At 68.7% G+C, this 19,035-nt stretch carries 19 protein-coding genes; 10 read left to right on the top strand and 9 right to left on the bottom strand.

The window, feature by feature from the left end:
- Window positions 1-17: 17 nt before the first annotated feature.
- On the bottom strand, window positions 18-815 hold the full coding sequence (locus ACH0AE_RS02250) for an ABC transporter substrate-binding protein (RefSeq protein ID WP_294443389.1): 798 nt from the start codon (window positions 813-815) through the stop codon (window positions 18-20).
- Window positions 816-896: 81 nt separating this feature from the next.
- Between ACH0AE_RS02250 and ACH0AE_RS02245 the strand changes: the two genes are divergently transcribed.
- The 7 genes from ACH0AE_RS02245 to ACH0AE_RS02215 all read left to right on the top strand — a co-directional run bounded on the left by ACH0AE_RS02245 (window position 897) and on the right by ACH0AE_RS02215 (window position 6,162).
- On the top strand, window positions 897-1,847 hold the full coding sequence (locus ACH0AE_RS02245; protein WP_406875435.1) for a FecCD family ABC transporter permease: 951 nt from the start codon (window positions 897-899) through the stop codon (window positions 1,845-1,847).
- The gene (locus ACH0AE_RS02240) at window positions 1,841-2,602 is read left to right on the top strand and encodes an ABC transporter ATP-binding protein (protein ID WP_294443385.1); all 762 of its coding nucleotides are present in this window, start codon (window positions 1,841-1,843) and stop codon (window positions 2,600-2,602) included. The genes ACH0AE_RS02245 and ACH0AE_RS02240 overlap by 7 nt, the downstream gene beginning before the upstream one ends.
- Before the next feature lie 81 nt (window positions 2,603-2,683).
- Window positions 2,684-3,385 carry a PepSY-associated TM helix domain-containing protein gene (locus tag ACH0AE_RS02235; protein ID WP_294443384.1) on the top strand — a complete coding sequence of 234 codons (702 nt, stop codon included), beginning with the start codon at window positions 2,684-2,686 and terminating at the stop codon, window positions 3,383-3,385.
- Window positions 3,386-3,408: 23 nt separating this feature from the next.
- Window positions 3,409-3,879, top strand: a complete 471-nt coding sequence (locus ACH0AE_RS02230; protein WP_294443383.1) for a DUF2271 domain-containing protein — start codon at window positions 3,409-3,411, stop codon at window positions 3,877-3,879.
- 14 nt (window positions 3,880-3,893) lie between these two features.
- Window positions 3,894-4,781, top strand: a complete 888-nt coding sequence (locus ACH0AE_RS02225; RefSeq protein ID WP_294443382.1) for a DUF4198 domain-containing protein — start codon at window positions 3,894-3,896, stop codon at window positions 4,779-4,781.
- A gap of 37 nt (window positions 4,782-4,818) precedes the next feature.
- On the top strand, window positions 4,819-5,823 hold the full coding sequence (locus ACH0AE_RS02220; protein WP_406875406.1) for an FAD:protein FMN transferase: 1,005 nt from the start codon (window positions 4,819-4,821) through the stop codon (window positions 5,821-5,823).
- A gap of 57 nt (window positions 5,824-5,880) precedes the next feature.
- A complete protein-coding gene (locus tag ACH0AE_RS02215) occupies window positions 5,881-6,162 on the top strand; it encodes a hypothetical protein (protein ID WP_294443379.1) in 282 nt (93 codons plus the stop codon).
- A gap of 11 nt (window positions 6,163-6,173) precedes the next feature.
- Here the strand turns inward: ACH0AE_RS02215 and ACH0AE_RS02210 are convergent, their stop codons facing one another.
- The gene (locus ACH0AE_RS02210; protein ID WP_406875405.1) at window positions 6,174-8,504 is read right to left on the bottom strand and encodes a GH92 family glycosyl hydrolase; all 2,331 of its coding nucleotides are present in this window, start codon (window positions 8,502-8,504) and stop codon (window positions 6,174-6,176) included.
- A 92-nt stretch (window positions 8,505-8,596) separates the two neighbouring features.
- Between ACH0AE_RS02210 and ACH0AE_RS02205 the strand changes: the two genes are divergently transcribed.
- From ACH0AE_RS02205 to ACH0AE_RS02195, 3 genes are all read left to right on the top strand, one after another.
- Window positions 8,597-9,184, top strand: coding sequence for a GDSL-type esterase/lipase family protein (locus ACH0AE_RS02205; protein ID WP_294443377.1), 588 nt, complete (start codon window positions 8,597-8,599; stop codon window positions 9,182-9,184).
- Window positions 9,185-9,323: 139 nt separating this feature from the next.
- Window positions 9,324-11,561, top strand: a complete 2,238-nt coding sequence (gene katG / locus ACH0AE_RS02200; RefSeq protein WP_294443376.1) for a catalase/peroxidase HPI — start codon at window positions 9,324-9,326, stop codon at window positions 11,559-11,561.
- Window positions 11,562-11,683: 122 nt separating this feature from the next.
- Entirely contained in the window at window positions 11,684-12,277 is a 594-nt protein-coding gene (locus tag ACH0AE_RS02195; RefSeq protein WP_294443375.1) for an exopolysaccharide biosynthesis protein, read from the top strand.
- Window positions 12,278-12,348: 71 nt separating this feature from the next.
- Here the strand turns inward: ACH0AE_RS02195 and ACH0AE_RS02190 are convergent, their stop codons facing one another.
- From ACH0AE_RS02190 to ACH0AE_RS02160, 7 genes are all read right to left on the bottom strand, one after another.
- The gene (locus ACH0AE_RS02190) at window positions 12,349-13,035 is read right to left on the bottom strand and encodes a peptidylprolyl isomerase (protein ID WP_294443404.1); all 687 of its coding nucleotides are present in this window, start codon (window positions 13,033-13,035) and stop codon (window positions 12,349-12,351) included.
- A gap of 101 nt (window positions 13,036-13,136) precedes the next feature.
- Complete coding sequence (coaD, locus tag ACH0AE_RS02185) at window positions 13,137-13,643, bottom strand: pantetheine-phosphate adenylyltransferase (protein ID WP_294443374.1); 507 nt, start codon at window positions 13,641-13,643, stop codon at window positions 13,137-13,139.
- A 4-nt stretch (window positions 13,644-13,647) separates the two neighbouring features.
- Window positions 13,648-14,544 (bottom strand): polyprenyl synthetase family protein, encoded by an 897-nt coding sequence (locus ACH0AE_RS02180; protein WP_294443373.1) that lies wholly within the window; start codon window positions 14,542-14,544, stop codon window positions 13,648-13,650.
- Entirely contained in the window at window positions 14,541-14,777 is a 237-nt protein-coding gene (locus tag ACH0AE_RS02175; protein WP_294443372.1) for an exodeoxyribonuclease VII small subunit, read from the bottom strand. The genes ACH0AE_RS02180 and ACH0AE_RS02175 overlap by 4 nt, the downstream gene beginning before the upstream one ends.
- A 66-nt stretch (window positions 14,778-14,843) precedes the next feature.
- Window positions 14,844-15,047, bottom strand: a complete 204-nt coding sequence (locus tag ACH0AE_RS02170; RefSeq protein WP_294443371.1) for a hypothetical protein — start codon at window positions 15,045-15,047, stop codon at window positions 14,844-14,846.
- A 35-nt stretch (window positions 15,048-15,082) separates the two neighbouring features.
- Window positions 15,083-16,732, bottom strand: coding sequence for a diguanylate cyclase (locus tag ACH0AE_RS02165; protein ID WP_294443370.1), 1,650 nt, complete (start codon window positions 16,730-16,732; stop codon window positions 15,083-15,085).
- Between the two features lie 140 nt (window positions 16,733-16,872).
- Window positions 16,873-18,981 (bottom strand): S9 family peptidase, encoded by a 2,109-nt coding sequence (locus ACH0AE_RS02160; RefSeq protein ID WP_294443369.1) that lies wholly within the window; start codon window positions 18,979-18,981, stop codon window positions 16,873-16,875.
- Between the last annotated feature and the right edge of the window lie 54 nt (window positions 18,982-19,035).

Genomic DNA, 19,035 nt, shown 5'->3' with positions numbered 1-19,035 from the left:
TCCGCAATCGCGCGGGTTCAGCGCAGCTGCGCCGCGATCGACCGGGCGGCGCGGACGTAGGCGGGGCCGCCACAGACCGTCCAGGATTGCGGCAGGCGGATGCGGGGAATGGATGCGAGCACCGGGTGGTGCAGCATCTCCGTTCCCTGATCGCTGATCCGGTCGGTCTCCGTTTCCACCACCAGATAGTCGGGCTGCGCGCGAGCCAGTTCCTCGAGGCCGATCCGCGACAAGGCGGGCTTGCCGAGCGAGACGGCGAGATTGCGCAGCCCGACGTGGCGCAGCAGTTCGTCGACGAGCGTGCCGGCGCCGGTGAGATAGCCACGCCGCTGGTAATAAGCCGCCGTCCGGCCGCGCCCGGCACCCGTCGACACCGTACCAAGCTGTGCATTCATGTGTGCAATCAGTGCTTCGCCGCGCGCCGGATGACCGACGGCGGCAGCAATCGTACGCACTTGGTCGATGATTTCGGCGTAGCTGTTCGCTGGCGGCACATCGAGCGTGCGGGCGCGGCCGCGCAGCGCGGTAGTGGCAGCATCGACGCGGCCAGGCGCTGCGACGATGAGGTCCGGCCGAAGCGCCAGCACATCCTCCGCGCCGCCGCGCGTGATCGGATAACGCCGCGCCTGCGCCGCGTCCGCCGACATCGAGGGATCGCGGGCGTTGCGCGACAAGGCGACGATCTGGCCCCGATCGGCGAGCGCCATCAGATATTGGTCGGCGCACAGGTTGAGCGACACGATGCGCTTAGGCGTCGGTGCTGGCGCTGCGGCGATCAGGGTGGGCATCAGCAGGATGGCGAGCAGGCGGCGCATGGCAGCGCTTTGCCCCGCTTGGCGGCGGCGCGCTAGACGATGGTGGTGACTCGCCCCTGGCTCTGGCCCTTGTTGATCGTGATGGTCGTCCTCGCCGCGATGCTGGGCGTGGCGATCGGCAGCACGACCATCCCGCCGGCGCGGCTGCTGGCGGCATTGGGCGGCTGGGGCGATCCGATCGAGCGGGCCATCGTGGTCGAGCTGCGGTTGCCGCGTGTGATCCTTGGACTCGCCGTCGGCGCGATCCTGGGCCTGGGCGGGGCGGCGCTGCAGGGATATCTGCGCAATCCGCTGGCAGAGCCATCGGTGCTGGGCGCATCGAATGGCGCTGCGCTGGGCGCGGTGGTGGCGCTGTATTTCGGGCTGGCGATCGCGAACCCGGTGGTGCTGCCAGTGCTGGCGATCACGGGCGCACTGCTTGCGCTGTCGTTGCTGTTCGTGCTGGCGGGGCGATCGGAAAGCGCGCTGACACTGATCCTGGCGGGCATCGCGGTATCGACGCTGGCGGGGGCCGGGATCAGCCTGGCGCTGAACCTGTCGCCCAACCCCTTCGCGGCGATGGAGATCACCACCTGGCTGCTCGGCAGCCTGGAGGATCGATCGTTCCAGCATGTCGCCATCGCCCTACCGTGCGTCATGGCGGGGATGCTGCTGCTCGCGGGACAGGGGCGGGCGCTGGATGCGCTGACGCTCGGGGAGGACGGCGCGGCGGCGCTGGGCGTGAACCTTCGTGCGGTGCGGCTGCGGCTGCTGCTGGGGGTGGCGATCGGGGTGGGCGGCGCCGTGGCCGTGTCGGGCGCAATCGGCTTCGTCGGGCTGATCGTGCCGCACCTGGTGCGCCCGCTGACCGACCGCAGCCCGTCGGCGGTATTGTGGCCGAGCGCGGTGGCGGGGGCGGCGCTGCTGACGCTCGCCGATGTGGCGGTTCGGGTGATCCCGGCGAGCAACGAGTTGAAGCTCGGCGTGGTGACCGCGTTCCTCGGCGTGCCGGTATTCCTGATCCACCTGATGCGGGAGCGGCGCCTGTGGTGAGCGTCGCAACCAGTGCATTGACGGTCAATCTTGGCCGCCGAACGGTCGTTCGCGGTATCTCCGTGAACATGGATGGCGGCCAGTTGATCGGCATTCTCGGCCCGAACGGTGCGGGGAAGTCCACCTTTGTACGCGCCTTGCTGGGTTTGCTGCCGCATGAGGGCACCGTGAGCATCGACGACGCGGATCGCGCGTCTCTGCCCGGCCATGAAGTGGCGCGGCGGATCGCCTATCTGCCGCAGGGGCAGGTGCTGCATTGGCCGGTGACGGTGGAGCGGCTGGTGGCGCTGGGACGGCTGCCGCACTTGGCGCCCCTGTCGCGGCTGGGGGACGAAGACCGCGCGGCGATCGAGCGGGCGCTGGCGCGGACGGACGTGGCGCATCTACGCGCGCGGGTGGCGACGGAACTGTCCGGGGGCGAGCGGGCGCGGGTGTTGCTGGCGCGGGCGCTGGCGGTGGAGGCGCCGGCGCTGATCGCGGACGAGCCGCTGGCGAGCCTCGACCCTGCGCACCAGATCGAGGGGATGGAGCTGCTGCGCGCCGAGGCGGATGCCGGCGCGCTGGTGATCGCTGTGCTGCACGACCTGACGCTGGCGGCGCGCTTCTGCGATCGGGTGCTGGTGATGGCGGACGGCGAGCTCAAGGCCGATGGCGCCCCCGGGGCGGTGCTTACGCCCGCGCTGCTCGCCGACGTCTATGGCATCGCGGCGCGATACGTCGATGGCCTGATCGTTCCGCTGGACCGCCTGCGCTGACCCCGCTTCGCTATTGCGAATAATTCGCATAGACGCTAGCGGAGGCCATCAGCCTGCTGCTGCGGGCGAAGAGGGTTTTTCATGCAGGCGAGCGACGCGACGGTGACGGGTGAACAGCGGGCGACCCGCGGTGCCGCCAACCGTCCGGATTCGCCGGCCGGTGCGCAGCGCGCCAAGCGCAAGGTGCGCGCGGCGTGGCTGAAGCAGCTCCACATGTGGCATTGGGTGAGCGCGGCGGTGTCGCTGGCCGGCATGCTGCTGTTCGCGATCACCGGCATCACGCTCAATCACGCTGCCTCGATCGGTGCTGAGCCGAAGGTGACGCAGGTGGAGGCGGTGCTGACGCCCCAGGCGCTGGCCAAGCTGCGCGGTGACCATGCCGCGGACGCGCAATTGCCAGCCGACGTTGCCACGGTGGTGCGCGACAAGGTGGGGCTGGACCCCGCCGGGCGCGCCGGCGAGTGGTCCGACACGGAAGTCTATGTCGCCATGCCGGGCCCGGGGCGCGACGCCTGGGTGAGCATCGATCGCGAGAGCGGCAAGATCTCGGCCGAGACGACGTGGCGCGGCTGGATCTCCTACCTCAACGACCTGCACAAGGGCCGCAACACCGGTGACGCCTGGTTCTGGTTCATCGATGCCTTTGCCGTTGCCTGCATCATCTTCACGCTGACCGGGCTGCTGCTGCTGCAGCTTCATGCCCGGCATCGCCCGTCCACCTGGCCACTGGTGGCGACGAGCCTGCTCGTGCCGCTGCTGCTCGCCATGTTCCTGATCCACTGAGCCTGTTTGTTCCGGGAGGTTCCATGCGCCCTGCCTATCTGCTGCTAGCCGGCGTCATCAGCACGCCAGCGACCGCGGCGACCGTTACGATCACCATCCCGCGGCTGAAGGTGGCGGAATATCACCGTCCCTATGTGGCGGGCTGGCTGGAGCCGGCGGGGGGCGGCGCGGCGCGCACCGTCTTCGTCTGGTACGACATCAAGAAGGGCGGGGCGGAGCCGGGCACCAAGTGGCTGGCGGACCTCCGCAGCTGGTGGCGCAAGGGCGGCCGCAACCTTTCCCTGCCGGCCAATGGCGTGAGCGGCGCGACGCGCGCGCCGGGCACCTATCAGGTGCCGCTGCCGGCGGACCTCAAGCCCGGGCAATATGTGCTGAACATCGAGGCCGCACGCGAGACCGGCGGGCGCGAGCTGGTGCAGGTGCCGATCACCGTGCCGGGCAAGGGCGGCACCGCCACCGGCAAATCCGAACTCGGCACCATTACCGTCCGCTAAGAAAGGGACCCTCTATGCGCATCCGCACCATCGTGCTGGCGGCCGCTGCTGCCATCACCGCCGCGACGCCCGCGCTGGCGCATCGCCAGTGGCTGCTGCCGTCGACGACGACGCTGGCCGACACCAACCAATATGTGACGGTGGATGCGGCGGTTTCGAACGACCTGTTCTACGCCGATCACGTGCCGATGCGCCCCGAGCAGATCAAGGTGTGGGCGCCGGACGGCACGCCCGCGACGATCGAGAATGCGTCGACGGGCAAATATCGTACGACCTTCGACGTGAAGATCGACAAGCCGGGCACGTGGAAGATCGGCACCGAGATGAATGCCGTGAACGGCAGCTTCAAGCTGAACGGCGAAGACTGGCGCGTCGGCGGCCGCCGGCCGCCGATGGGCGGCGCAGGCGCAGGGGCGGGCGGCGCTGGTGCTGCCGGCGCGCCGGCACGGCCGATGCCGAAGTTCGTCGCGAGCCCGGCGGAGATCCCGGCCGGCGCCACCGACATCAAGCTGACCGAGGTGATCGGCACCAACGCGGTGTTCGTGACCGCGGGCCCCGCCACCGAGGGCGCGTTCAAGCCGACCGGCAAGGGGCTGGAGATGCAGCCCATCACGCACCCGAGCGCGCTGGTGGCGGATGAGGACGGCCAGTTCCGCTTCCTCGTCGACGGCAAGCCGGCGGCGGGCGTGAAGGTGACGGTGGTGCCGGGTTCGAAGAAGTTCCGCGACAGCGAGGAAGCACAGGAGCTGACCACCGGCGCGGACGGCGTGCTGCGTGTGAAATGGCCGGTTCCCGGCATGTACTGGATGAGCGCGACCCTGACCGACGCCAAGCCGAGCGCGCCGCGCGCGACCGAGCGGCGGATGACCTATACCACGACGCTGGAAGTGCCCGCGCCCTGACGCGGCGCCACTTGCCGGCAACAGGGATGCGCCAGCGATGAGCGGCGAGGGCGCGGGCGCGGGTGGCGGCATATCGCCGCGCATCGCGGTGGGCGCGATCGATCCCGCCGCGATGGCGGGCTGGGATCCGACGCTGCCGATCGTCGAGCTTGGCGGCGCGACCATGGGAACCGGGTGGCGGGCGATGTTCGCCGCGCCGCCCGCCGTGGATCGCGGCCAGCTGCGCGGAGCGATCGTGGCGCTGCTCGATCAGCTGGTGGCGGAGATGAGCCATTGGGAGCCCGATTCGGCGCTCGGCCGCTTCAACCGCGCGGCGCCGGGCAGCTGGACCGCGCTGCCGCCCGACTTTGCGACCGTGATCGCCGCTGCGCTCGACCTCGCCGCGCAAACCTTCGGCGCGTTCGATCCGGCGATCGGCGCGCTGGTGGATCTGTGGGGCTTCGGTCCGGTCCCCGCCGCGGGGCGCCCCGACGATGCTTCGGTGCGCGCGGCGCTTGAGCAGGGGGGCTGGCAGCGGCTGCACTTCGACCCCGCGGCGCGGCGATTGTTGCAGCCGGGCGGGCTCCGCCTCGACCTGTCAGGCATCGCCAAGGGGCATGGGGTGAACCGCGTGTCGGCGCTGTTGATGGAGCGTGGCGTGCGGCACAGCCTGGTTGAGATCGGGGGCGAGTTCGTCGGACGCGGGATGCGGCCGGATGGCGATCCCTGGTGGGTGGAGCTGGAGACGCCGGCCGGCGAGGTGAGGCCGATCCGCGTCGCGCTGCATCAACTGGCGGTCGCGACATCGGGCGATTACGTGCGCGGCAAGCATACGATCGATCCGCACACTGGCCGGCCGGTCCATCACGCGCTGGCCGTGAGCGTGATCCACCGTTCCGCGATGCTGGCCGATGCCTGGGCGACAGCGCTCAGCGTGGTCGGGCCGGAGGATTTCCTGCCGCTGTCCGAGGCGCACGGCCTTGCTGCGCGAGCGCTGATCCGGACGGACGGCGGCGTGCGGGAGCTTCTGAGCCCGGCCCTGCAGGCGATGATCGCGGATTAGGATGACGCAGCCGATCGCACGCCCGAGCGTTCTAGAGCGGGGCGAATAGGAGGCGACATGGAAATCCTGAAACTGCCGCCCGGACAGCCGGCGCCAAGCGACGGTGATTGCATCCGAATCCAGCAACTGGCCGACGACAAGTTCGAACTGAGCGGATCGGTGCTGCTGAGCTGCGGCGATGGCGATGCCGCCGATTCGGTCTCGCTCGTCGGCGGCGAGCCCTATCCGAGCTATGACGATGCGGAAGCCGCAGGGCTTGCCTGGCTGACCGAGCATTGCCCCGAACGCGTATTCATCGCGCGATCGGCGGGCACCGCGCCGCTGCCGGACATGGTCTAGGCCGCGCCCCGTTACCGGGGGCGCGAGCCTGCCGTCGTGCTCATCGAATAGGGACGCGCGCCGGGCGCCGTGCCCCAAGCCTTGTTGGGCGTTGCCTGCATGGCGAAGCGAAGCTCGCCGCCGGCGGTGAGTTCGTCGTGGCGAAGATAGCTGCGTTCCAGCGGGCGACCGTTCAGCGTGACGCGGCCGACATAGCGGTTTGCGTCGGAGAGACCGTTGGCAACGATGGTGAAGCGCTTGCCGTTCGGCAGCGTCAGCGCGGCGCGATTTACGAAGGGTCGGCCGATGACATATTCGTTCGATCCCGGCGCGACGGGATAGAAGCCGAGCGCGGTGAAGACGAGCCAGGCGGACATCTGGCCGAGATCGTCATTCCCCGACAGCCCATCGGACGCTGCCTTGTACTGGGCGTCGACGATCTGCTTCAGCCGTTCCTGCGTGCGCCATGGCTGGCCGGCAAAAGCATAGAGATAGGCGACGTGGTGGCTTGGCTCGTTGCCGTGGATATATTGGCCGATGAGGCCGGCGATGTCCTCGGCATGGCTGTAATCGAGCTTCGAATTGTCGTGATCGAACATGGCGTCGAGCTTCGCCACCGCGGCGGCGTCTCCGCCCAGAAGGCGGAACATCGCGGCCTGATCCTGCGGCACGAACCAGGAATATTGCCAGGCATTCCCCTCGGTATAGTCACTGCCATAGTTGATCGCGGTGGGATCGAACGGGGTGCGGAAGCTGCCGTCCGTTTTGCGGGCGCGCAGGAAGCCGGTCCTGGCGTCAAAGCTGTTGCGCCAGTTGCCGGCGCGCTTCTCGAACGCCGCCGCGACATCGGCCTTGCCGAGCGCGCGGGCCATGCGGGCGATGGTCCAGTCGTCATAGGCGTATTCGACCGTCTTGGAGGCGGCCTCCGGCTCCTTGTCGATCGGCACGAAGCCAAGCCGCATATAGTGATCGAGCCCGCCATAGGGGCCGTAGCTGGCGCTCTTCACCATTGCATCGAGCGCGGCATCGGCATCGAAGCCGCGCAGGCCCTTCAGATACGCGTCGGCGATGACGGGAACGGCGTGATAGCCGATCATCGTCCACGTCTCGCGGCCGTGGAATTGCCAGACGGGGAGGATGCCGAACGGGCTCGCTTGCTGGCTGGCAAGGAGCGACTTCACGAAATCGCGGTTGCGCTGTTCCGGCTGGACGAGGAGCAGCAACGGGTGCTCGGCGCGGAACGTATCCCAGAGCGAGAAGGTGGAATGGAAGGTGAAGCCGTCCGTCCGGTGCACCTGATCGTCGGGGCCGCGATAGCGCCCGTCCGCATCGGAGAAGACGCTGGGGGCGATCATCGCGTGATAGAGCGCGGTGGAGACCATGCGCTTCATCGGCGCGGGGGCGTCGACCTCCAGGGTGGCGAGCGCCTGGGCCCAGGCGGTGCGGGCAGCGGCGGCGACGGCGTCGAAGCTGCCGGGCTCGCTGTCGAGATTGGCGATCGCGCCATCCTCGTCGACGCTGGAAATGGCGACCTTCAATTCCAGCGGGCGGGTGAGGCGGCCGAAATCGAGCGCGGCGACGAGCGCCTGGCCCTGTAGCTGCGCAAGGTCGGCGCGGCCGCGACCGGGGGCCTGGAAGCCCGTGTAGGCGATCTTCCCCTCGCGATTGTGGAAGGCGTGGCCGGCCAGCGGCGCGTTCGGGCGGATCGCGAAATAGAGCTTGCGCGCCGGGGCCCAGCCGCGCGTCTCGCGCATGCCGGTGATCGTGCCATTGGGGCGCAGGCGGACCGACGACCAGAGGATCTTGCCCGGATAATTGTACAGCGAGGAGCGCAGGTCGAGGACGACATGCGCGTCCTTGCCCGCGGGAAAGGTATAGCGGTGGACGCCGACGCGGGTGCCGGCGGTAAGCTCGGCGCGCACGCCGCTTTCGGCGAGGGTGACGGCGTAATAGCCCGGCCGCGCGACTTCGGCGTCGTGGCTGAAGCGGGAGCGATAGCCCGAGCCGGGCTTGCCCGGATCGCCCGGCTCGAGCGGCACGTTGGCGCCGGCCACGGGCATCAGCAGGAAATCGCCGAGATCGGAATGGCCGGCGCCGGAGAAATGGGTAAGCGAGAAGCCCTGGATCGTCGGATCATCGTAGCGATAGCCGGCGGCGTGGCCGTAGCATTCGCGGATCTGGCAGGTGGTGTCGGTGTCGGGGCTCACCTGCACCATGCCGAAGGGAGCGACGGCGCCGGGAAAGGTGTGACCCTCGCCGCCCGTCCCGATGAACGGATCGACGCTGTCATAGGTGGATTGCGCGAGGCCGGGGGCAGCGAGCGAGGCGCTGGCGAGGAGCAGCGCGAGAGCGGGGCGGAGCATCCGCGGGGTTAGAGCATGACGGCGGCGGTGCGGCCAAGCCCCCCGAAGGCAGGCGATGCAAAAGCGCGCGCGCTTCCTATCTCTGCCGGTTCATGACCCAGGATACCCCGCTCATCCTCGCGTTCGGCGACAGCCTGATCGCGGGCTATGGCCTTGCCGCGAGCGAAAGTTTCCCGGCGCAGCTGGAGGCGGCGCTTCGGCCACGGCATCCGGCGGCGCGGGTGATCAACGCCGGCGTCTCCGGCAACACGACCGCGGATGCGCTGCGCCGGCTGCCGCGGCTCTTGAGCGGGCTCGCCGCACGGCCGGATCTTGCCATCGTGCAGATCGGCGCGAACGACGTGCTGCGCAGCCTTCCGCCGGCGCAGACGCGCGCGAACCTCGATGCGATGCTGACCGAATTCGCGAGGTGCGGCATCCCGGTGCTGCTGGCGACGCTGGAGCCCCCGGCGATCCTGCATGCGCGGACCGGGCCGTATCTGGGGGTGCATGGCGAGGTGGCGGCGCGGCATGGCGCGGCGGTGAGCGGCTTCTTCCCGGCGGGCGTGCTGGGGCGGGCGGACATGGTGTTGTTCGACCGCGTCCACCCGAATGCGCGCGCGATCGCGGCGGTGGTCGCGCACCTGCTGCCGGCGGTGGAGCAGGCGCTGACGAAGGCGGGGATCGCGGCTGCCGCCTGATGTGGCTTCGATCGGCTGAGTCGCTTGTTCCGGCGCGTTTGATCGATTTAGCCGCTCTTACTGACGAATTTATGTTGCTTCCATCGCGGCGCGATCTGCCTAGTCTCGGGCAAGAACATCGCGACGAGAGGATATCAAGATGGACGCACCCACTAGTGGCTGCCCGGTTACCGGAAGCCCCCTCAGCGATCATTCCAAGGAACCGGCGGCGCTTCGCAAGTTGCTCGGCCGTACGAACCGGGATTGGTGGCCGAACCAGCTGTCGCTGGAAATTCTTCAACAGGACGGCCTGTCGGGAAATCCGATGGGCGACGACTTCGATTACGCCGCGGAGTTCAAGACGCTCGACCTGGAAGCGGTGAAGGCGGATCTTCGCGCGCTGATGACCGACAGCCAGCCGTGGTGGCCGGCCGATTACGGTCACTATGGCCCGTTCTTCATCCGCATGGCGTGGCACTCGGCCGGCACCTATCGCACCGGCGACGGGCGCGGCGGTTCGTCGTCGGGCGCGCAGCGGTTCGCCCCGCTCAACAGCTGGCCGGATAACGGCAACCTCGACAAGGCGCGGCGCCTGTTGTGGCCGATCAAGCAGAAGTACGGCCGCAAGCTGAGCTGGGCGGACCTTTTCATCCTGACCGGCAATGTCGCGATCGAATCGATGGGCGGCCCGGTGTTCGGCTTCGGCGGCGGGCGCGAGGACGTGTTCGAGCCGGAAAAGGACATCTACTGGGGCACCGAGGAGGAATGGCTCGGCCAGACGCGCATCGACGAGAAATCGGGGCTGGCGCTGGAGAACCCGCTCGCGGCGATCCAGATGGGCCTTATCTACGTCAATCCGGAAGGGCCGGGCGGCGAGCCTGATCCCAAGGGGTCGGCGCGCGACATCCGCGAGACGTTCCACCGCATGGGCATGAACGACGAGGAAGTCGTTGCCCTCACCGCCGGCGGCCACACTTTCGGCAAGGCGCATGGCGCGGGCGACGCATCGCTCGTCGGGGCGGAGCCGGAAGGCGCTGACATCGCCCAGATGGGGCTTGGCTGGGCCTCCACCCACGAAAGCGGCATGGGCGATCACACGATCACCAGCGGCATCGAGGGCGCGTGGACGCCGACGCCGACGAAATGGGACATGACCTATTTCGAGATGCTGCTCGACCACGAATATGAGCTGGTGAAGAGCCCGGCCGGTGCGTGGCAGTGGCAGCCGATCGGCAACCCGCCGGAGACGCTGGCGCCCAAGGCGCATACGCCCGGCGTCAAGGTGCCGACGATGATGACCACCGCCGACATGGCGATGAAGGTCGACCCGAAGTATCGCGAGATCTCCGAGCGGTTCCGCAACAACCCGGATCAGTTCGCCGACGCCTTCGCCCGTGCGTGGTTCAAGCTGTGCCACCGCGACATGGGGCCCAAGATCCGCTACCTCGGCCCGGACGTGCCGGCAGAGGATCTGATCTGGCAGGATCCGATCCCCAAGGCCGATTACGCGATGATCGATGCGGCGGACGTGAACGCGCTCAAGCAGAAGATCGCTGCTTCGGGCCTGTCGACGAGCGAACTGGTGAAGACGGCCTGGGCCTCTGCCTCGACCTATCGCCAGTCGGACCATCGCGGCGGCGCCAATGGCGCGCGCATCCGGCTGGAGCCGCAGCGCAGCTGGGACGTGAACGAGCCGGAGAAGCTGGCCCGTGTGCTCGACGTCTATGAGCGCATCAAGGCGGACTTCGATGGCAGCGCGAGCGGCGGCAAGAAGGTGTCGATCGCCGACCTGATCGTGCTGGGCGGCAGCCTGGGCGTGGAGCAGGCGGCGAAGGCGGCCGGCCACGACATCGAGGTGCCGTTCACACCCGGGCGCACCGATGCCACGGAAGAGCAGACCGATGCGGCGAGCTTCGAGGTGCTGGAACCCAAGGCCGACGGCTTCCGCAATTACCTGCAGGTGCGGTTCAACGTGCCGACCGAGGAGCTGCTGGTCGACCGGGCGCAGCTGCTGGGGCTGAGCGGGCCGGAGATGACCGTGCTGGTGGGCGGCATGCGCGTGATCGGCGCCAATCATGGCGATACCGACCATGGCGTGCTGACCGACAAGCCGGGGCAACTGACGAACGACTATTTCGTCAACCTGCTCGACATGAGCACGGCGTGGAAGCAGGTGGATGAGGAGAGCGACGAGCTCTACGTCGGCACCGACCGCGCCACAGACGAGCCGCGGTGGCGGGCATCGCGCACCGACCTGGTGTTCGGCGCCAATTCGCAGCTGCGCGCGCTGGCCGAAGTCTATGCCTGCGACGACGCCAAGGAGAAGTTCGTGAAGGACTTCGTGGCGGCATGGACCAAGGTGATGGAAGCCGATCGCTTCGACCTGAAGTACAAGTGATCGCAGCCTAGGCGGCGACAGGGGCCGCGGCATCCACGGGTGCCGCGGCCCTTTGTTTTTGCGGCTGCGGCGACCGTTACGCCAGCGGAACCGTGACCCGCGCCGCGCCGTTCAAGCGGGCGATGGCAGATGAACCCCATAGCGTCGGCGATATCCTGGACCGACTGAACGACCTGGCGGACGAAAAGGACGAGGTGTCGCTGGGGCAGACGATCGAGGCGTTCGGCAACCGCAGCTACGCCCCGTTCCTAGTGATCCTGCCGCTGATGGAGATTTCGCCGATCGGATCGATCCCCGGCCTGCCGACGCTGCTGGCGCTGGTGATCATGCTGACGGCTGCGCAACTGCTGTTCGGGCGCAAGCACATGTGGCTGCCCGGCTTCCTCGCCAACCGATCGCTGAAATCAGACAAGGTGAAGAAGGCGGTGAAGAAGGTCCGCCCGATCGGCGAGCGGATGGACAAATGGTTTCACGGCCGCCTGCCGGCGCTGACCAAGGGGCCGGCGGTGCGGATGGCGGCGGCGGCGATCATCGTGATGACGCTGGCGGTGCCACCGCTGGAACTGCTGCCGATGGCGACGACCGCGCCGATGGCGGCAATCGCGGCGTTCGGCATGGCACTGCTGGTGCGCGACGGGCTGCTGATGATCATCGCTTATGCAGCGGCCGGCGCGGCGCTCGCCGCCGCAATCGGCCTGTGGAGTGCGCGCGGCTAGGGGCCAGTTAGACGCCGCGTCATTGACCGGGCAGCGCGATCGGATCGCGCCGCACCGGCGATGACGGAAGCTTATTTGGCGGGAACGGGCTTCGGCTTGGTGCCCGGCAGGGTGACGGGCTCGAGCGTCGGCGCGGGTGCGGCGGGCGCTGCCTGGTAGGGCGGCGGATTATCGGCCGCGATATAGGCGTGGAGAATCCGCGTCGGGTTCGCCGGCGGCTCGCCCTTCTCGATCGCGTCGACATATTGCATGCCCTGCAGCACGCGACCGAAGACGGTGTATTTCCCGTCGAGGCTGAGGCGCGGCATCAGCACGATGTAGAACTGGCTGTTGCCGCTGTTCTCATCCTCCGCGCGTGCCATGGCGACCGCGCCGCGCACGTGCGGCAGATAGTTGAACTCCGCCTTCACGTCGGGAAGCTCGGAGCCGCCGCTGCCGTCGCCCTTAGGATCGCCGCCCTGCGCCATGAAGCCATCGATGACGCGGTGGAACGTCAGCCCGTCATAGAAGTGTCGGCGCGTCAGGTTCTTGATGCGGCGCACGGTTTCCGGTGCCACGTCCGGCCGCAGCCAGATCGAGACGCGGCCACCACTCGACAGGTCGAGCAGCCAGGTGTTCTCCAGATCGTTGGTCGGCGGCGGCGTGTACCGCTGCTTGGCCGTCGTCGCCGGATCCTGCGCCTTGTCCTTGTCTTTGGCCATAGCCGGGCCGGCGAGCAGTGCCGCGCCGAGCATCGCGATCATTCCCACAAAACGCATCGTCATCCCAACCAGATCGTGTCGCCGCGCCGTAGACCAGATCGCAGCTTGCGCCAATCTGAACTACGCCGGCGAAAGGTGAGGGCGGGTCGAAGCGGGAATCAGCCGCCGCGTCGACCGGTTGCCGCGACCCGCGCGACGACTTCGTCACGCACCGCCGGCGTCACGAACTTGGAGATATCGCCGCCGAACAGCGCGATTTCCTTCACCAGCCGGCTGGCGATCGGCTGAAGCGCCACGTCGGCCATCAGGAAGACCGTCTCGATCCGGTCATTGAGCTGCTGGTTCATGCCGGCCATCTGATATTCGTATTCGAAATCCGCGACGGCGCGCAGGCCGCGCACGATGATGCTGGCCTTCTCGCGCTCGGCGAAATCCATCAGGAGCAGATCGAAGCTGACGACGCGGATATCGGCGTCGAGCGCCGCGCATTCGCGCTCCACCTGCGCCATGCGTTCCTCGAGGCTGAACATCGGGCTTTTCGAGGGGTTCGTCGTCACCCCGATGACCAGACGGTCGACCAGCTTCGCCCCGCGCCGGATGATGTCCATATGCCCGCGGGTGATCGGATCGAAGGTGCCGGGGTAAACGCCGATGCGGGTGGTCATGTCGTCAATGATCCCTGGATAGGACAAAACGGGCAATGTCGCGGAGGAGATCGGCCTCCGGGCCATAGTGGCGCAGGTGCGTGATCGCCTGGTCGACGAGCATGCGGCACCGGGCCCGCGCGGGCTCGACGCCGAGCAGCGACACGAACGTTTCCTTGCCGGCGCCCTCGTCCTTGCGCAGTTTCTTGCCGGCGACCGCCTCGTCGCCCTCGACGTCGAGGAGATCGTCGACGATCTGGAAGGCAAGGCCGATGTCGCGCGCATAGCCGCGCAGGTGGACGCGGCCCTCAGGGGGAAGGCGGCCGAGGATCGCGCCGGCCTCCACCGCCGCGGCGATCAGCGCGCCGGTCTTCATCGCCTGCAGCCGGGTGACGGTGGCGAGATCGAAGTTCGCGCCTTCCGCCTCCAGATCCATCATCTGGCCGCCTGCCATGCCGGCGGGGCCGGCCGCGCGGGCGAGATCGAGCACCAGTTCGGCGCGGACGAATGGATCGGGGTGAGTCGCGGGATCGGCCAGCACCTCGAAGGCGAGGGCGTGAAGGCAATCGCCGGCGAGGATCGCGGTCGCCTCGTTATACGCCTTGTGCACCGTCGGCCGACCGCGGCGCATATCGTCATTGTCCATCGCCGGCAGATCGTCGTGGATCAGCGAATAGACATGGATCGCCTCCAGCGCCACGGCGACGCGGGCGGCGCACTGACGATCGCAGTTGAAGAGCTGTGCCGTGGCGAAGACCAGCAGCGGGCGGAGCCGCTTGCCACCGTCGATCGCGGCGTGGCGCATCGCGCGATAGAGATCCGCGCGGGGATCGTCCGGCACGGCGAGCAACGCGTCGAAGCGCGCGTCGATCTCACGCGCGGTTTCGGCCAGCGCCGCTTCAAGCGCGGGGGAGGGGCTCATCCGGCGGTGAAGGGCGTGGTGGTGGCGCGGCCTTCCGCGTCGAGGCGGATCGCCTCGATCCGGGCCTGGGCAGCATCAAGCCGCTCGGCGCAGCGGGCACGAAGGGCGTTGCCGCGTTCGTAGAGGTCGATCGCGTCCTGTAGCGGGGTTTCGCCCGATTCCAGGCGGCCGACGATCGCCTCGAGCTCCTTCAGCGCGGCTTCGAACGTCAGGTTCTCGACGGGCGTGTCCATCCCCGCGCTATGGCCAGCGGCCGGGGAATAATCAAGGTTATGGCGCGGCGCGGGCGCGGCGCCGCCTCAGCGGGTGAGCTGGCTGCCCGTCCAGGTGACGAGGATCGAGGCGCTGGCGAGGCCGAGATCGACCGCGGCCTGGAAGCGTGCCGGCGAGGCATCGCCCGAGCGATGCGTGAGGATCGCGACGTTGGCGCTGGGCGGATGCGATGCGACCGCGGCCAGCGAAAGGACGCCGACGGCGAGGGCGATCTGGCGACGCTTGGTCATGCCCGGACTGTAACCGATCACGGGCGGCGCGGCAATCAGGCGGCCAGCGCGACGGCGCCGGTGGTGCGCGCCCGGTCGCGGCCCGCGTCCTTGGCCGCATAGAGCGCCTGATCGGCGGCGCGATAGAGCTGCTTCCAGTCGGTTTCCTCGGTCAGCCAGCCGGATGCAACACCGAGCGACGCGGTGACGCGAATGTCGAACGGCATGCGTTCGGCACGGATCGCCTCCAGCACCTCTTCCACCGCAACGGGTGCGCAGGCGGGGGCGAGCAGCGCGAATTCCTCGCCGCCGAGACGCGCGACGAGCGCGTCGCGCGGGGCGGCGGTGCGGCGCAGCACGCGCGCGACGAGGCGGAGCACCTCGTCCCCGCCATCATGGCCCAGCGTGTCGTTGACTGCCTTGAAGTGATCGATGTCGACGATGATCAACTGCTGTTCGCCGCTGCGCCCAATCGCATCGCGCAGGAACGCGCGGCGGTTGAGAAGGCCGGTTAGCGGATCGCGATCGGCCAGCTCGCGCGCCTCGCTTTCCCGCACCCGTGCCTCGTCCCGCTCACGGGCAAGCATGCGGGTGCGGTAGGCGATGGCGAGGCTGGACAGCAGCGCCTCGCTGGCCATTGCGGCGAGCGTCGAATTGTCGAGCAGGAAGCTCCACGGCACGAGGTGGAAGTTGCCGGCGGTGCGCACGGCGGCGAGCAGGATCGGCAGCGCCCAGGCGCAGGCGAACAGCCACAGGTAATTGCTCCGCCGACGCCATGCCTGCCAGAGCACCGGGATGCTGACGAGCGTGAGGAGGAGGAAGCTGGCCGCGTAGATGCGGTCGAGCAGCACCATGTCCCAATCCGCGGCGATGGCGAGCACGATCGCGCTGCCAAGGACAAGGGCCGCGACGAGGTTCGTCAGGTGGGTGAGCCATCCGCGGAACACGCGCGATTCGAAGAAGGTGCGCGCGAACGCGATCGCCCAGGCGGCAGAGGCGGCGAGCGCAAAGTAATTGACGCGCAACCGCACGTTGTTGGGCAGATCCGGCCATACCCAGGCGAGCGCGCCGGAGGAGGAGAAGGCGTAGGTGCCGAGCGACAGCAGCATCGCGCAATAAACGATCTGGAAGCGGTGGCGCTGCGCTGCCCAAAGCGCGAGATTGTAGACGAACAGCGCAAGGCACAGGCCGGCGAAGCTGCCGTAGAGCGCCGCCAAGGTGATGTTCGACGTCACGCTTTCTTCGGGCGAGGCGAGCCGCGTGCCGAGGAGGACGCCGCGCATGTTGGCCGCGCCGTCGATTCGCCAGAGCAGGCGGGTAACGGGCACGTCGCGGCGCGCGAGCGGGATCTCGACGATCGCGCCGAGCTGGATGTGATGCGCCAGCCCTGCGCCGTCGAAGCTCTGCTTCCTGACGACGCCGTCGGCATAGATCGTCCAGAGGGTCGCATGGCGCTGCCACAGGCTGGCGTGGCGCACCGACACCGGGCCGGCTGCGGCAAGCGGGGCGGAGCGAGCCCAGAAATCGCCCGGGCCGTAATCAGACTGGGTGACGGTGCAATCGAATCGCTCGTTCGCGCGCAGCATCGCTGCCGGCGTGTCACCCGCCCGGACCGGCGCGATGCAGACGGAAAACGGGCTGCCGACGGCGCCAATGGCGGCCGCGGCGGGCGACGCCAGCACCCATGGGCCGATGACGCACGCCATCAGCCAGACCACACATCGTTTTACCCACCCCGACATGGCTCGGGATTAAGGGCGCAAGACGAATAATGCGTAAACGAGCGGCGGCATTTCGCCGCGCGGGCGGGCCGGAACGGGGTGCACCCGGACCGGCCCGGCACCGGTCAGTTGGTCGGCGTGGCAGACGGCGCCTGCGGCTGCGCCGGCTGCATGCCGGCAGGCGCACCGGCGCCGCGATAGCGATCGAACCAGGCGAGGATCGCGCTCGCCTTGGCGGCCGATTGCGACGGGCGGCTGGTGAAGCCGCCGTGGCTGGCGCCGGGCACCTTCACCAGTGCAGTCGGCACGCCGGCGATCTGGAGCGCGGCATAATATTGCTCGCTCTCGCTGACGGGCGTGCGGTAATCCTCGCTACCGACGACGACGAGGGTCGGCGTCTTGACGTTCCCGACGAGGCTCAAGGGCGAGCGGTTCCAGTAGCTCATGGGATCTTCCCACGGCAGCTTGGTGAACCAGTAGCGCGACGTGAACAGCGTGTTGTCCATCGTCAGCGCCTCGCTGATCCAGTTGATCACCGGCTTCTGCGTGGCCGCCGCCTTGAACCGGTTGGTCTTCCCGACGATCCAGGAGGTGAGCACGCCGCCGCCCGAGCCGCCGGTGACGAACAGGTTGTTGGGATCGGCCACGCCTTCGGCGATCGTCGCATCCACCGCGGCCATGAGATCGTCATAGTCCTGGCTGGGGTAGTTCTTGTCGATCAGGTTCGCGAATTCGGCGCCGTAGGAGGTGGAGCCGCGCGGGTTGGTCCACAGCACCGCGTAGCCGCCCGAGGCATAGAGCTGGACGTCGGTCGCGAAGCTGGGGCCATAGGCGGAATGCGGCCCACCGTGGATCTCCAGGATCAGCGGCACGCGGGTACCCGGCTGCCAGCCCGGCGGGGTGGCGAGCCAGGCGTCGATCGGGCGGCCGTCCGGCGCCGTCACCGGGACCTTGCGCACCGGTGCCAGCGTCTTGGAGGCGGTGAGCACGGCGTTGAGGTTCGTCAGGCGGCGCGCCTTGCCGCCGCTCCACACCCATACGTCCGCGGGTGCCGAGGCGTCACCGCCGGTGTACGCCACGGTGCCGCCGCGCGAGACGGAGAAGTCGCCGCCCGTATAGGGGCGGTCGAGCCCGCCGCCGGCGAGATTATCCGCAAGCACCGTCGAACGCCCGTCGAGCCCGATGCGGGCGAGCTTGCGCTGCCCCTTGTCGTCATAGCTGGCGTAGAGCGAGCGGCCGTCGCCGGCCCATTGCGCGTCCTCGATCGAGCGATCGAGCGACGCGGTCAGCGAGCGTGGCGCCGCAGCGTTCGCATCGCCGACGTAAAGCTCCGCATTGGTATAGGCGCGGCGCTTGTCGTCGAAGCCGATCCAGGCGATCCGGCTGCCGTCATCAGAATAGCGCGGTGCGGCATCCGGGCCGTCGCGGCTGGTGAGCGTGCGCAGCGTGCCGCTGTTCGCATCGACCGCGATCACCTCGGAATTCATCACCTGGCGCTCGGCATCGGGGCCGCGGATGGCGGAGAACAGGATGGTGCGGCCATCGGCACTCCACGAAAGCGGGCCGCCATCGTCGAACTTGCCGAAGGTGAGCTGCTGCGCCGCGCCGCCTTCTGCCGCGACGACAAAGAGATGGTCATAGCCGGGCTTGCGATAGCCGGGTCCGTCGTTGCGATAGGTGATGCGGTCGATCACCTCGAGCGGCTCGGCCCATTTCGCACCCTCCGGCTTCGCGGGCGCCTTGCCGAGCGTGGTCGGCTGGCCGGCAACGGTGGCGATATAGGCGATGCGCTTGCCGTCAGGCGACCAGGCGAGGCTGTTCGGGTCACCCGGCAGGCTGGTGACGCGGGTGCTGGCGCCGGTCGCGACCCAGCGCACGAACAGCTGCGCACGATCGCCGTCCGCGGCGACATAGGCGATGCGCGTGCCGTCCGGCGACCAGCGCGGGCTTGAGCCGCTGGTAGCGAAGGGCGATTGCTTGCCGCTGGCGACGTCGATCAGCCACAGCGAGGACTGCATCCGATCGCTCATGATGTCGCCGGTGCGGCGGACGTAGACGATGGTGCGCCCATCGGGGCTGATCTGCGGATCGGCCGCGATCGAGAGGCCGAAGAGATCAGCGCCGGTGAAGGTGCGGGTCGGGCCATCGACCGGGGCAGCATTGGTCTGCTGCTGGGCCGCGGCGGGCGCGGCGGCGATGGCGGTGCAGGCGAGAAGCAAGGGAAGGATGCGCATCAACGTCTCCGGTGAGGATGCGGCGTTGAAGCGCGATCGGGCGTGGCGCGCAAG

Origin of the sequence: Sphingomonas sp. 179-A 2A2 NHS (assembly GCF_045371305.1) — a bacterium.
Lineage (GTDB): Bacteria > Pseudomonadota > Alphaproteobacteria > Sphingomonadales > Sphingomonadaceae > Sphingomonas.
This window is presented reverse-complemented; position numbering and strand designations above follow the sequence as displayed.